The sequence below is a fragment of the Pseudomonas sp. GW821-FHT03C07 genome, assembly GCF_059420925.1.
In genome coordinates this window covers 539,330-553,064 of record NZ_JBWKUQ010000001.1, presented here as the reverse complement: position 1 = coordinate 553,064, position 13,735 = coordinate 539,330, and the positions used below count along the sequence as shown (strand labels likewise).

The 13,735-nt window shown below is 60.8% G+C and carries 11 protein-coding genes; 6 read left to right on the top strand and 5 right to left on the bottom strand.

What is annotated here, in order from left to right:
* The first annotated feature begins 98 nt into the window (after positions 1 to 98).
* From AC07VG_RS02355 to AC07VG_RS02345, 3 genes are read left to right on the top strand one after another with little or no spacing between them, the layout of a single operon-like run.
* A complete protein-coding gene (locus tag AC07VG_RS02355) occupies positions 99 to 1,151 on the top strand; it encodes a sugar ABC transporter substrate-binding protein (protein WP_495020378.1) in 1,053 nt (350 codons plus the stop codon).
* A gap of 21 nt (positions 1,152 to 1,172) precedes the next feature.
* Positions 1,173 to 2,672 (top strand): sugar ABC transporter ATP-binding protein, encoded by a 1,500-nt coding sequence (locus AC07VG_RS02350; RefSeq protein WP_152739851.1) that lies wholly within the window; start codon positions 1,173 to 1,175, stop codon positions 2,670 to 2,672.
* Entirely contained in the window at positions 2,669 to 3,715 is a 1,047-nt protein-coding gene (locus AC07VG_RS02345) for an ABC transporter permease (protein ID WP_277378071.1), read from the top strand. The genes AC07VG_RS02350 and AC07VG_RS02345 overlap by 4 nt, the downstream gene beginning before the upstream one ends.
* Positions 3,716 to 3,814: 99 nt before the next feature.
* On the opposite strand, the gene AC07VG_RS02340 is transcribed toward AC07VG_RS02345, so the two are convergent.
* The 4 genes from AC07VG_RS02340 to AC07VG_RS02325 form a co-directional block, all read right to left on the bottom strand.
* Positions 3,815 to 4,768, bottom strand: a complete 954-nt coding sequence (locus AC07VG_RS02340) for a MurR/RpiR family transcriptional regulator (protein WP_495000387.1) — start codon at positions 4,766 to 4,768, stop codon at positions 3,815 to 3,817.
* Between the two features lie 75 nt (positions 4,769 to 4,843).
* Complete coding sequence (locus AC07VG_RS02335; protein ID WP_495020377.1) at positions 4,844 to 5,833, bottom strand: hydroxyacid dehydrogenase; 990 nt, start codon at positions 5,831 to 5,833, stop codon at positions 4,844 to 4,846.
* Positions 5,833 to 6,645 (bottom strand): HpcH/HpaI aldolase family protein, encoded by an 813-nt coding sequence (locus tag AC07VG_RS02330; protein ID WP_495020376.1) that lies wholly within the window; start codon positions 6,643 to 6,645, stop codon positions 5,833 to 5,835. Before AC07VG_RS02330 ends, AC07VG_RS02335 begins: the two co-directional genes overlap by 1 nt.
* A gap of 12 nt (positions 6,646 to 6,657) precedes the next feature.
* On the bottom strand, positions 6,658 to 8,088 hold the full coding sequence (locus tag AC07VG_RS02325; protein WP_495020375.1) for an NAD-dependent succinate-semialdehyde dehydrogenase: 1,431 nt from the start codon (positions 8,086 to 8,088) through the stop codon (positions 6,658 to 6,660).
* A gap of 261 nt (positions 8,089 to 8,349) precedes the next feature.
* Between AC07VG_RS02325 and iolD the strand changes: the two genes are divergently transcribed.
* The 3 genes from iolD to AC07VG_RS02310 all read left to right on the top strand — a co-directional run bounded on the left by iolD (position 8,350) and on the right by AC07VG_RS02310 (position 12,648).
* Positions 8,350 to 10,221 carry a 3D-(3,5/4)-trihydroxycyclohexane-1,2-dione acylhydrolase (decyclizing) gene (gene iolD / locus AC07VG_RS02320; RefSeq protein WP_152739856.1) on the top strand — a complete coding sequence of 624 codons (1,872 nt, stop codon included), beginning with the start codon at positions 8,350 to 8,352 and terminating at the stop codon, positions 10,219 to 10,221.
* Position 10,222: 1 nt separating this feature from the next.
* Entirely contained in the window at positions 10,223 to 11,116 is an 894-nt protein-coding gene (iolE, locus tag AC07VG_RS02315; RefSeq protein WP_495020374.1) for a myo-inosose-2 dehydratase, read from the top strand.
* A gap of 170 nt (positions 11,117 to 11,286) precedes the next feature.
* Entirely contained in the window at positions 11,287 to 12,648 is a 1,362-nt protein-coding gene (locus AC07VG_RS02310) for a carbohydrate porin (RefSeq protein ID WP_152739983.1), read from the top strand.
* A 95-nt stretch (positions 12,649 to 12,743) separates the two neighbouring features.
* Here the strand turns inward: AC07VG_RS02310 and AC07VG_RS02305 are convergent, their stop codons facing one another.
* A complete protein-coding gene (locus tag AC07VG_RS02305; RefSeq protein ID WP_177103698.1) occupies positions 12,744 to 13,688 on the bottom strand; it encodes a LysR family transcriptional regulator in 945 nt (314 codons plus the stop codon).
* Positions 13,689 to 13,735 lie beyond the last annotated feature (47 nt).

Below are 13,735 nucleotides of genomic sequence, written 5' to 3'. Positions count from 1 at the left end.
TCTGCGTTCACTTTCACGATAAAACGCTGGCGATGCCAACCGGGAAAACCGGGTGCGCGTCGCGGCGGCTTCCAATAACAATAAAGAGTAGGAAGAATATGAAATTGTCCACGAAGCATAAGCACGCGGTATCTACACTGGTCGCCAGTGCATTGGTACTGGCCATGGGGGTAGGCACGAGCCAAGCCCAAAGCAATCCTGAAGTCAGGGTAGGTTTTACCCCGAAATTCCTCAAAGACGACTTCCAGACGCTGATGCTGGACCTTTCCAAGAAGGCGTTCCAGGCCAAAGGGTTCACGCTGTTGGGCGCCCCTGATCCGAACGGCGATGTGACCGCCCAGGTGGATGCCTTGCAAAACCTGATTGCCAACGGCGCCAACGCCATTGTCTTTGCCCCGATCGACGCCGCTGGCATTGTGCCGGTGATCAAGCAGGCCAATGCCGCGAATGTGCTGGTGTTCTCCATCGACGATGTGCCTTCGGGGGGCAAAGTCACCGCTTCGATCCGTGCCGATAACGTCGATGCCGGTGCCCAGGCGGCCAAGGAAATGGTCAACCGCCTGAGCAGCAAAAAGTGCTGGGCGGCCCACACCTGCACGGTTCTTGAGTTGCAAGGCGGGTTGACCACGCCCAATGGCCTGGATCGCTCCAAAGGCTTCGCGCAGACAATGCAAGGGCTGGCGCCTGCGGTGAAACTGATCCAGCGGCCCACCGACTGGACGGCCGACATGGCTGCCGATGCCACCCAGAACGTCTTGACCCAGGTTCCTTCCCTGAGCGGCATTTTCATGGCTTCCGAGTTGATGGCCACGGCGGTCAACGCGCAGGTCAATGCCGCCGGCAAAGGCGCGTCGGTGGGTAGCCCTGATTCGATTATTCGCATCGCCGTGGATGGCACCCCTCAGGGCCTGCAGTTGATCCGCGGCAAGGCACTGGATGCGACGATCTCCCAGCCGCTCAATGCCTATGCGACGAAAACCGCCGAGTTGATCAACCTGGTCTCCAAGGGTGGCAAGATCGAAATCGGGCCGCGTGACGATGGCCAAATCGTTGATACCCCCGTGGGGCCTCAGTATCAGCTCAAGGCCACGCTGGTGACGTTGGCCAACGTGGAGTCGCCCCAGTTGTGGGCCAACATGGTCAACAAGTAAGCCGCACACAGGGTTGAAACCATGAATCTGAATAGCAACGACGCCCCGCGCGCCATCGTCGAAATGCGCAATATCGCCAAGACCTTTGGCTCTACCCGCGCTTTGCGCGGGGTGGACTTCACTCTCATGCGCGGAGAAGTCCATGCGCTGCTGGGGCGTAATGGCGCAGGAAAAAGCACGCTGGTTTCCACGATGAGCGGGTTCACGCCCGCGGACTCGGGCACGATCAGAATCGCCGGTACCCAGGTCACGGCCAACGCCCAGAATTACGCGGCAAAAATCCGCGAGGGCATCGCCCATGTGCAGCAGACGCCGCAGCTGTTCAACCTGCTGACGGTGGCCGAAAACCTGTTTCTGGAAAACCCCAGGGTCCGCGGCAAGTTCGGCACGGTCAGCCGTGCCCGCACGCTGGCATTGGCCGAGGAACTGCTGAATAACTGGGCCATCGACATTCGTGCCGATGCGCTTGTAGGCGAGTTGGACGCAGGCACCCGGCAATTGCTGGAAATCATCAAGGCGCTCAGCCGTGGTGTGCCGGTGATGATTCTCGACGAGCCAACCGCGGCACTGAGCAACGCCGAGAAAAAGATCCTCTTCGAACAGGTGCGGGCACTCAAGGCCCAAGGGGTGTCGTTCATCTATATTTCCCATCACCTGGATGAGATTTTCGAGATCGCCGACGTCGTTACCATTCTTCGTGACGGCCAGGTCGTGCGCGAGCGTGAGCCTGTGGGCGGCCTCGATGTGGACACCATCGCTGATTTGATGATGGGCAAGAAGACGCTACGCAGCATTCGCGAAGACTACACCCGCGAGCGGCAGCCGAGCCTGATCCAGGCCAAGGGCATTCGTATCGGTCCTCGCTCGGAAAATGTCATCGATTTTGAAGTGCGCGCCGGTGAGATTGTCGCCCTGGCCGGGCCGGTTGGTGGCGGCAAGGAGGCGTTGGCGATGATTCTGGCAGGCCAGCGCAAACCCGAGCAGGGACACATCAGTAATCCACGCGGTCCATTGCCCAAGATCGGGCTGGTGCCCACCGACCGGCATGTGAGCGGGTACGTGGGGCTGCTGGGGGTGCGCGAAAACGTGGTGATCGGTGGGCTGGACATCTTGTCCAACCGCTTCGGCTTTATCAGCAAGCAGGGCGAAACCGAACACGTCGAGCGGTTGGCGCAACAGACCCACGTAGTTGCCTCGACCCTCGAGCAGCCTGTCAGCCAACTGAGCGGCGGCAACCAGCAGAAGGTCGTCTTTGCCCGAGCGCTGTGCCGCAGCCCTGACATCGTCGTGGCGCTGAGCCCCACGCGCGGTGTTGACGTCGGTGCCAAGGAGCAACTCTATGCGCTGCTCCGGAACCTGGCTCGCGAGGGGCTGGGTGTCGTGGTGGTGTCGGACGAAGAAGATGAAATCGCCCAGTTGGCGAATCGAGTCGTCATCGTCTTTGACGACGAGGTCAAAGACCAGCTCGTGGGCGACTACACAATAAAAGATCTGGTATTACGGATGGAAGGTGTCCTATGAGCACAGATATGGTTAGCAACTCCAAACTCACAAAGCCGGCCGAAGGCCGTTCCAGGTTGGCGGCATTCGGCACGTCTTTTGTCGCCGACGGTTATACGATGTACCCCGTCATCCTGCTGTTGGTGATCATCGGTGCGATCGTCGCGCCGCGCTTCGCGACCGCCACCAACCTGGTGAACATTCTCGAGCAGATCAGTGTGCTGGGGCTGACCACCATTGGCCTGACATTCGTGGTCCTCATCGGTCGTCTGGATCTGTCGCTGGAAGGCGTGGTCGGTTTCGCCCCGATGTTTGCCGCCGTGACGCTGGTGCCTGCCGCGGTCGGCGGATTGGGCCTGGAACTGCCGGCGTGGATGGGCCTGGTGGTGGCGCTCGGGGTCGCCGGTGCGATCGGCTGGTTCAACGGTTTCATGGTGGTCAAGGTCGGACTGAACCCGTTCATTTCGACTTTGGGTCTGCTGGTACTGCTGCGCGGCGGCGTATTGATCATCTCCAATGGTCGCTCGATCTATTCCCCAGGCAAGGCACTGACGTTCCTGGGCTCGGAAAAAGTCCTTGGCGTTCCGCTGTCGGTGCTGGTGTTTATTGCCATCGCGGCGGTGGTTGGGGTGATCTTCAAATACCATCGCTACGGCCGGGCGCTGTACGCCATTGGCGGTAATGAAGAAGCGGCCAGGGCTGCGGGTATCAATGTCGATAAAGTCATCTGGTCGGCGTTTATCTTTGCCGCACTGCTGGCCGGGCTGGCCGGGGTGATGATGACCGGACGCCTGGATTCGGCGGTCACCACCCAGGGGCAGGGCATCATCTTCTCGGCGTTCGCGGCGGCGGTGATCGGTGGGGTGAGCCTTGGGGGAGGGCGGGGGACCATCGTCGGTGTGGTCAGCGGCGTGTTGCTGATTGGCGTCATCAATAACTTGCTGACCCTGGCCCAGGTGCCTTCGTTTTATGTACAGGCTTCCACGGGGGCGGTGATCATCATTGCCGCCGTACTGACCACCATCGCCAGCCGGCGTTCCAGCGGAGTCAAGACCAGGACTTGATGGTTTAACCCACGCAAAAGCCCCTGCCATGCAGCCTGCTTCATTCAGGTTTCAGGGCCGGGGCTCTCTTGTTAACGGCCAGACCAAACCGATGGCTGGTCACGCCTCTGTGACGGTGGGAATGCGCGGTGGGACGGATTTTTTCAGGCGTGACGCGACCGCCACGGTCAGCGCCTGGACCAGGCACATGGGCGCCGCCAGCGAGCGGGAGAAGGTGTAGTCCGGCTCGGGCACGGCGAACAGCACCGAGGCGCTCTTGGCGATGGGCGACAAGGTGCTGTCGGAGATGGCCACGATCGGCACGCCCGCCGCTTTGGCTTCCTCGGCGACGTTGACCACCTCCGTCGCGTAGAAGCGGAAAGACACGGCAATCAGCAGATCCTGCGGGCGCATCGTGCGGGCAATGTGCGTGGCCAGCCCACCGCCAGCGTCCAACAGCAGGCAGCGCTTGCCCAGCATGGTGAGGCCATAGCGCAATAGCTCAACCACCGGCGAGGAGCGCAGCTGGCCGATAAGATAGACGGTGTCGGCTTTTTCGATCAGGTCTACTGCGTCGGACAGATCCGCAGTGGGGGTGCGTTCCAGCATGTCCTGCAGTGAAGCGATATCGCGCAGCACCAGCTCGTGCAGGAAACCATATTCAGAGGTGTCCTGGCGGTTCTGCAATTCGCTGCTCAGCGCCCGCAGGCGTGCTTCGAATCCTGGGGCGGCGGTTTCCAGGCGGCGCTGAAACAGTACCTGGAGATCTTTGAAACCCGTGTAACCCAATGCCTGCGCGAAGCGTACGAAGCTGGATGCGTGAATATTGCAGCGCTCGGCAATGTTGTTGACCGAATGCACGGCCACTTCATTTGGATTCTGCGTCAGGTATACGGAAATGCGCTGATAGGTCTTGCTCATCTGATCATGACGTTCATGGATCAGACGAATCAGATCTTCATAATCCCTGGGTGGATCGGTGGGTTGCATGTGTTGCCTCATTCCTGGTTCGTACACGGCGCTCACATTATAGCGTGCGCCCTGAAATTCAAGTGCGGCAACCTGTTTGCCCACAACGACGAACGCCCGGCAGCAGCACCGGGCGAGTCGCAAGCAGGCCTCGTCGAGGAAGCCGAATTTCCCGTTGCGTCAGGCCGACAAGGGCGGCTGGAGCGGGTCGAGGTGAGCACTATTGATGACCAGTGTCGGGTCCACCGTGCCGGCGAGGAAGTTCATCGCATTCTCGATGGACGAGATTGCCATGCGCTCGCTGCACTCAGCGGTCAGGCCGGCGATGTGAGGGGACAGGATCGCGGTATCTTGAGTGAGCAGGACCGATTGCCGTGTCGGTGGCTCATCGTCGAATACGTCCACGCCCGCGGCCCCCACGTGGCCGCTGGCCAGTCCCTCGGCCAGGGCCTGTTCACAGACCACCCCACCACGCGCGGTGTTGGCGATGATGACCCCTGGCTTCATGAGCGCAAACTCTTGCGGGCCAAGTGTCGGCCGCTCGCCCCGTGGCGTATGGACCGAGATGAAGTCAGCCCATGCCAAGCCTTCTTCCAGCGATATCGGGCGCACGGTCCCCTCAGGCCAGCCGGCGCGCTCCAGGAACGGATCGAAGGCGCGTACTTGCATGTTGAATCCGCTGGACATGGTTGCCAGGTGACGGCCGATGCGCCCGTAACCGATGATCAACAGGTTCTTGCCGGAAATCTCCTGCTGTTCCAGGCCATTGCGCCACCCCCAATCGCCGATCTTGCGCACCGAGCGATCGGCTCGGACGGCGCGTTTGGCGCCCGCCAGCAATTGCATCATGGCGTGCTCGGCCACGGAGATGGAGTTCACGTCACCGACCACGGTCAGACCGATCCCCCGGGCGTTCAACGCCTGCAGGTCGACCGAGTCGTAGCCAACCCCGTGCCGTGACACCACCTTGAGCTTTTTGGCTTTGGCGATGGTAGCCGCCGACAACGGTTGAGTGCGGATCACCAGGGCGTCGGCCTCGCCAATCAGTTGCGCGCAGGATGCTTCGGAAACTTCCTCGACATAATCTACGATCACCCCGCGCCGCTCGTACTCTTTGAGTAATGCCACGCCGGTAGGATGGAGTTTTCCAGCGACCAGAAGACGAGCCATCAGTAGCCCTCCTTTTTAACGTTCTGTTCGGTTTGCCCGGCTGTCAGCTTGCGCCAGGAGGCCACGGATTGCGCACTGGCCGCGGCCAGCAACCGGGTGTCGCCCGAAACGGTGGTCATGTCAAAGCCCCATTCAACGGCCCGCGCGGCATATTCAGCCGTGCCGCAGTGCAGCGCGGCTTTCTTGCCGTGACGCTTGCAGGTGGCGAGGATGGTTTTGATGGCCTCGATGACCTCGGGTTCTTCGCGATCAAACGCAGGTGTCAACTCGCCCCGCGAGAGCGAAAAGGCCAGGTCGGCCGGCCCCACGTAGATACCGTCGAGCCCTGGAGTGGAGACGATTTCCTCAAGGTTGCCCATGGCCTCGGCGGTCTCGATCATGGCGAAGGCGAGGATTTCGCCGTTGGCCTCGGCGGCGTAGTTCGCACCGGCGGGGTAGGCGGCACGGGTAGGGCCGAAGCTGCGATCGCCCAGCGGCGGATAACGCATGTAGCGTACGAACTGTTCGGCCTGGGCGCGGCTGTTGATCATCGGGCAGATGATGCCGTAGGCCCCGGCATCCAGGATTTTCATGATCCAGCTGGGATCCAGCCATGGCACTCGGGCCATGATCACCGCGTCGGAGGCGCGCATCGCCTGGAACATACCGAGCACGTCCTTGTAGTCCACCGCTCCGTGCTGGATGTCGATGGAGATGGCATCGTAATCCTGGGCCGCCATGATCTCGGCGCTGAAACTGCAAGGAAGCGACAACCAGCCATGCAGCACAGGTTTTCCTTGAGCCCAGATTTGGTGCAATTTATTTTTTTTCATTTAGGGCCTCTCTTAGAAAACCAGTTGAGCAAGCTTGGTATCGAGGTAGTCGGCGATGCCTTCGCTGCCGCCTTCGCGACCCATGCCGGAGTGGTTGGTGCCGCCAAAGGGGGCTTCCGCAGCGGCGAGGGCAAAGCTGTTGATGCCGACCATGCCGGCGTTCAAGGCCGCCACGGTGCGCCGTGCGCGGTCAGGCGAGCGGGTGAAGGCGTAAGCCGACAGGCCCATGTTCGAGGCATTGGCGCGGGCGAATACTTCTTCCTCGGTGGAGAAGCGGCTGATGGCGGCAATGGGGCCGAAGTTTTCTTCGCTGAATACACGCATGTCATCACGCACATCCACCAGCACGGTGGGCTCGAAGAAAAATCCGCTCTGCAGATGGGCAGGGCGCTTGCCTCCGTGGACGACTTTGGCACCGTCGTTCACCGCCGCGGCGACGATGGATTCGATCTCGTCCAGGCGGCTGGCATTGATCAGCGGGCCCATACCGGTGTCGGCTTGCAGCCCGTCGCCGAGCTTGATCCTGGCCGTGCGGCTGACGAAGCCCTGGACGAAGGCGTCGTACAGGCTGTCATGCACGAAAATCCGGTCGGGCGTGACGCAGACCTGACCGCAGTTGGCGAATTTGGTCCCGACCGTCAGGTCCAGGGCAGCTTCGATGTCGGCATCCTCGAAGATGATCAGCGGTGCGTTGCCGCCCAGCTCCATCGAGACCTTTTTCACCGTGTCAGCCGCATCGCGAATCATCTGCTGGCCGATGCGGGTGGAGCCAGTAAGGGAGACTTTGCGCACCCGCGAATCGGCCATGATGGGAGCATAGGTATTGCCCGTCGAACCAATGACCAGGTTCACCGCGCCATCGGGCAGGCCGCCGGCCCGCAGGCAGTCGACCATCACCATGGCCACGCCCGGGGTCTGCGACGACGGGCGCAGCACCACCGGGCAGCCGGCCGCCAGTGCCGGGGCCAGTTTGCGGGCCGGCAACGCCGCCGGAAAATTCCAGGCTGAAAAAGCCCCGACAACCCCGACGGGCTCGTGGGTGATCTCAAAGCGTCCGCCCGGCACGCGACTGTCGACGATGCGCCCATAGATGCGTCGGGCTTCTTCCGCGCACCAACGAAACTGTTCACAGGCGAGCATCCATTCACGCCCGGCCTGCGCGATGGGTTTGCCCGTCTCCGCGCAGATCATGCGTGCCGCCTCGTCGCTGCGCCTGATCATTTCGTCGGCGGCTTTATGCAGCGCCTCAGCGCGGCCAAAACCGCCCAGTTCACGCATTTTTGCCAGGGCGCCGTGGGCCGCGTCGAGTGCTTCGCCGGTTTCGGCCGCCGTCGCCATGGGTACACGTCCCAGAGGCCGCTCGGTGACCGGTGAGATGACCTCGGCGCTCGCGGAGCCGGGGATCCAGCGCCCATTGATGAAAAATCCGTATTGTTCGTACATGGTTTTTATTCGACTTTGCTGGTTTCGTGGTACGCCCCTCAGTAAGGGACCCGTGTTGCCAAACAGGATGAACGAGGTTGAGCGCAGCGCTTGCGGCGTCCCCTCGTTCATTGACCCCGGCGGCGCCGATGCCAGCCCTGGAAAAGATTCCAGCATCGGTATTCCCTGTTGAATATCTGTTTGCAATAATCATTGCGAAATGATCATATTGTCAATATGTATTCCTAAAACAACAATGGCAGTGCTTCCGGAGGAAATAAAATGACCCGCAAAACTGTGCGCATGACCATGGCGCAAGCCCTGGTTCGCTATCTTTGCAATCAGTTCACCGAGATCGACGGGCAGCGCGTACCGCTGTTCGCTGGTGTATTCGGGATCTTTGGGCACGGCAACGTAACCTGTCTTTCGGAGGCACTGGAGACGGTCCAGGACGTGTTGCCCACATGGCGGGGGCAGAACGAGCAATCGATGGCGCTGGCGGCCATTGGCTTCGCCAAAGCCAAGCGCCGGCGCCAGATCATGGTGGCGGCGACGTCCATCGGCCCGGGCGCGCTGAACATGGTGACCGCCGCGGGTGTAGCGATGGCCAACCGGCTACCGGTCTTGCTGATTGCCGGCGATACCTTCGCCAGCCGTCTGCCCGACCCGGTCCTTCAGCAGGTCGAACACTTCAACGATCCGTCGCTGACCGCCAATGACTGCTTTAAAGCCGTGGTGCGTTACTGGGACCGCATCGTGTTGCCGGAGCAACTCTTGCAATCCCTGCCGCAGGCCGTGGCAGCCTTGCTCGACCCGGCCGATTGCGGGCCGGCCTTCATCGGCTTGGCGCAGGACACCCAGGAGATCGCCTACGATTACCCTGAGGTGTTCTTCGAACCCAAGGTGTGGAAGATCCCTCGCCCGCGCGCTGATCGCGACGCTATTGCTGCCGCGGCGGCCTTGCTGAAAACCGCCAAGCGTCCCTTGATCATCTCCGGTGGCGGCGTGCGTTACTCCGGTGCCGAGGAGGCGTTGGCGGAATTCGCGGCCAAACGCGGTATTCCCGTGGTCGAAACCATCGCCGGCAAGGGCGCACTGACCCATGACCATCCGGTGCATGCCGGCCCGATCGGGATCGTGGGGTCGACCTCGGCCAACAGCCTGGCGAAAGAGGCGGATGTGATCCTGGCCATCGGCACGCGGTTGCAGGATTTCACCACCGGCTCGTGGACCGCCTTTGCCCATGACGCGCAGTTCATCTCGATCAACGCCGCGCGCTACGACGCGATCAAGCATCGTGCGCTCTCGGTCGTCGGTGATGCGCTGGAAAGCGTTGGCGAGCTGGATGCCGCCTTGGGAGGCTACAAGGCTGATGCCCAATTGATGGCGCGTGCCCGTGCGCTGTTCGTTGAATGGAACGCGCTGCTCGACCACTACCAGCAGGCCAGTGACGCACCGGTGCCGTCCTATGCCCAGGTGGTTGGGGTGTTGAACAAGGTCGCGGCTCCGGGCGATACCTTGATTGCCGCGGCTGGCGGTACGCCGGGCGAAGTCACCAAGGGCTGGCGGGTGAAGAACCCGCACACCTTCGATTGCGAGTTTGGTTTCTCCTGCATGGGCTACGAGATCGCCGCCGGCTGGGGCTGCGCCATGGCGCAGGACGGTCCGGGCGCCGCCGGTGGCACGCCGATCGTGATGCTCGGCGACGGCACCTACATGATGATGAACTCAGATATCTACTCCGCGGCTCTTACCGGCCACAAGATGATCGTGGTGGTCTGCGACAACGGCGGTTATGCCGTTATCAATCGCCTGCAACAGGCCAAGGGCGTACCGGGCTTCAATAACCTGCTTACCGATTGTCGAATCCAGAATCGCCATGATCCGTTGCACGTTGACTTCGTCAAACATGCCGAATCCATGGGCGCCAAGGCGCGTCACGTGGCTGATCTTGCAGAGCTCGAGCAAGCCATGATCTGGGCCCGGGGCAACGAGGGCGTGACCTTGATTTCCATCGTCTCCGACGCCTGGAAGTGGGTGCCTGGTGATGCTGATTGGGATGTGGGTGTCCCCGAGGTCTCGACCTTTGAAAGTGTCCGCGCTGCTCGTGCCGCGCAGGAAAAAATTCGTGAAGCTCAACGGTTGGGTGTGTGAGATGAAAGCAAAACTTGGTATTGCGCCAATTGCCTGGTGGAACGACGACCTCGAAGAACTTTCCGATGACGTCAGCCTCGAAGAGTGCCTGCGCCAGGCCTCCGTGGCCGGTTTCACCGGCATGGAAACCGGGCGTCGTTTTCCGATGAACATGACGGAGCTGGGTCCGATCCTGTCGCGCTATGGCATGTCGGTGTGTGGCGGCTGGTTCTCGGGACTGCTGCTGGACGGCGACCTCGAGGCGGAAAAAGATCGTATCTCGCAGCAGTTGGACTTCTTTGTTGCGGCGCAGGCGCCGTGCCTGGTGTATGGCGAGACCGCCAGTTCGATCCAGGGCGTGCGCAGCGCGCCGCTGGTGACAAAACCGAAAATTTCCGAGGTCGAGATGGCCGCCTATGGCCGCAAGGTTTCCGACTTTGCCGACTGGTGCGCCAGGCAGGGCATGCCGCTGGCGTACCACCACCATATGGGCGCCGTGGTCGAAACAGAGGCGGAATTGGACCTGCTGATGAAGCACTCCACGGTTGCGTTGCTGTTCGATGCGGGACATATGTCTTTCGCCGGCGGTGACTTGCTGCGCGTGATCGAAAACCACCATGCGCGGATTATCCACGTGCACACCAAGGATGTTCGTAGTCCGGTGGTGAACGGCCTCAATCGCACTCGGGAGAGCTTTCTCGATGCGGTGATCCAGGGCGCGTTCACTGTGCCAGGTGACGGCAGTCTGGACTTCGAAGCCCTCGTCAAGGCCCTGGCCAGCAAGGGTTACGAAGGCTGGTTCGTGGTGGAGGCCGAACAGGATCCTCGCCTCAACCCGCCACTGGAAATGGCCCGCAAAGGCCACGCCGAATTGCTCAGGGTCATGGCGGCGGCGGGTTATCAAGTCGTGAAGTAAGCGTTGCCAATCCGCCACTCGCAGCGGGTGGCGGATCGCTTGCGAACAAACACCTCATTTTTCAACAGGGACATTTCAATGTCTCCAGGAGCGTGCATCTCTAAAAAGACCGATCCGACAGTCATTCAATAAATCAGGCATGAAAATAACAATAATCTGGAGTGCAGTTGATGTTGAAATCCCTAGTCAAGCGGGACCCCTTCGTTCGTCCAAAAATCAGCCTTGCGCTTTGTCTGGTCAGCGGCTTCGGTGTGCAAGTAGCATCGGCTGCCGATACCTTCGACCCGTCGCAATACGCATTGGGCGATTGGGGCGGAGTGCGTTCCGGGCTATACCAGAAAGGCTATGACTTTTCCGTCGAATATGTGGGCGAAGCCGCCGCCAACCTGCGTGGTGGATACGATAAAGACCATACGGCACGTTATGCCGATCAACTGGCGCTGGGGACCAAGCTCGACCTGCAGAAAATTGCCGGTTGGGACGACGCTTTATTCCAGCTGACTGTCACCGAACGCAGTGGCCGCAACCTGGCCAATGATCGCATCAGCGATCCCCGCGCCGGGATGCTCAGTACGCCTCAGGAAGTCTATGGCCGTGGCCAGACCTGGCGGTTGACGCAGATGTGGTTGAGCAAAGGGCTGCTGGATGGTGCGCTGAACGTCAAGGCGGGTCGGTTTGGTGAAGGGGAGGACTTCAATACCTTCCCTTGTGACTTCCAGAACAACGCTTTCTGTGGTCCACAGGCCGCTAACTGGGCGGGATCGGTCTGGTACAACTGGCCGGTCTCGCAATGGGGGTTGCGCGTGAAGTACGCGCTGTCGTCTGAAGTCTACGCGCAGATTGGCGCCTTCGAAGTCAATCCATCGAACCTTGAGGTCGGCAACGGCTTCAAGCTCAGCGGCAGTGGCAGCAAAGGCGCACTCATACCGGCGGAAGTGGTCTGGTCGCCTAAGGTCAATGGGCTGCCGGGCGAATACCGGTTGGGTGGTTACTACAGCTCGGCCAAGGCCGATGATGTCTACGAGGGCGCGGATGGGCAGCCGCAGCCGGTGTCAGGTGGCGCTTTCCGCCGCCGTAGCAACAAACACGGGGCCTGGGTGGTGGCCCAGCAACAACTCACCAGCCGTGGTGGGGACCCGGCGCGGGGGCTGAGTGTGTTCTTCAACGCCACGGTGCACGATAAGGCGACCAACCTGGTGGACAATTTCCTCCAAGCGGGCTTCGTCTATAAGGGGTTTTTCGACACTCGGCCAAACGATGACTTTGGTGTTGGCGTAGCCAGGATCCACGTCAACGAAAATGTGACCAAAGAGGCACAGCTGACCAATGAATTGGCAGGCATCAATGATTATGACAACCCCGCCTACATGCCCGTGCGCCACAGCGAATGGGACGCCGAGATTCACTATGGGTTTGCCTTGGCGCCGTGGTTTACCATCCGTCCCAACCTTCAGTATGTCGTTCACCCAGGCGGCGTGGATGAAGTGGACAACGCCCTGATTGCGGGGGTGAAGTTCATCACCAAGTTCTGACATCTGCCATTTGCGTCGAAGTGACAATATGTGCGCGTTTGGCCCTGTGGAGCCGGGCTTGGTCCGGTTCCACAGGTGCCCAATCGCCGACGCGATCATGCGGTTTGAAATCCGCCTGACAGCTTCTGCTTCAAATAACTGACCAATGCCGTCACCGATTTAGGGACATGGGGCGAGTAGGGGCGAATGAGATAAATCTCGTCGGCGAAGGCCCCCGTCAACGTCCAGTCCTTGAGCACCTGCACCAGCTTGCCGCTGGCAAGCGCGGCATGGGCGCTGAAGTCAGGTAGCAGGGCAATGCCCAGATGGCTGAGCGCCGAGTCGCGCAACGCTTCGCTGTTGTTGGTGGCAAAGCTGCCGGCGATGGGCACCGTGATGCGTTCTACATTTTTTGCACCTCGTTTGGTTCGTTCGAAGGTCCAGGCGGGTTGATCAGTGCCGCGCGGGTAATAAAGACAATTGTGGGTGGGGAGCTCTCCAGGCTCTCGGGGTTCACCCTCGCGCTGCAGGTATTGCCGGGTGGCGACGAGTACGGAAGCGGTGTCGCAGAGTTTCCAGGCCACGTGTGTTTCCGGCACCTGGAAACCATGCCTGACTGCCAGGTCATATCCCTCGGCGGCCAGTGAACTCAGGGCATCGGAAACATCCAGTTGAATGCGCACCTGCGGATACTGCTGGAGGAATTCAGCGAGGTGAGGCACCAGTTGCTGCCGGGCGAAGGCAACGGGCGCGGTCAGGCGCACCAGGCCGCGGATTTCCCCGGCCGAGTCCCGCACCGAGGAAAAACTGCGGGCAATGTGCTCATAGGCGCTGCGCACTTCGCGGGTCAATGACAGCCCGGCATCGGTAAGCCGCACGCTGCGTGTGGTGCGGGTCACCAGACGCGTGCCGGTGGCCTTTTCAAGATCGCTGATGCGTTGGCTGACTGCGGATTTACTGACACCCAGGCGTGCCGCGGCCGCAGTATAGGTGCCTTGTTCCTCTAGCACCGATAGCCAGTGGATATGGCTCCAGAGTCCTTCGATTTCAGATTTTTCCACGAGTTTATTGTTCTCATAAATGCACAATCAGTTCTGGATTCTGCTCT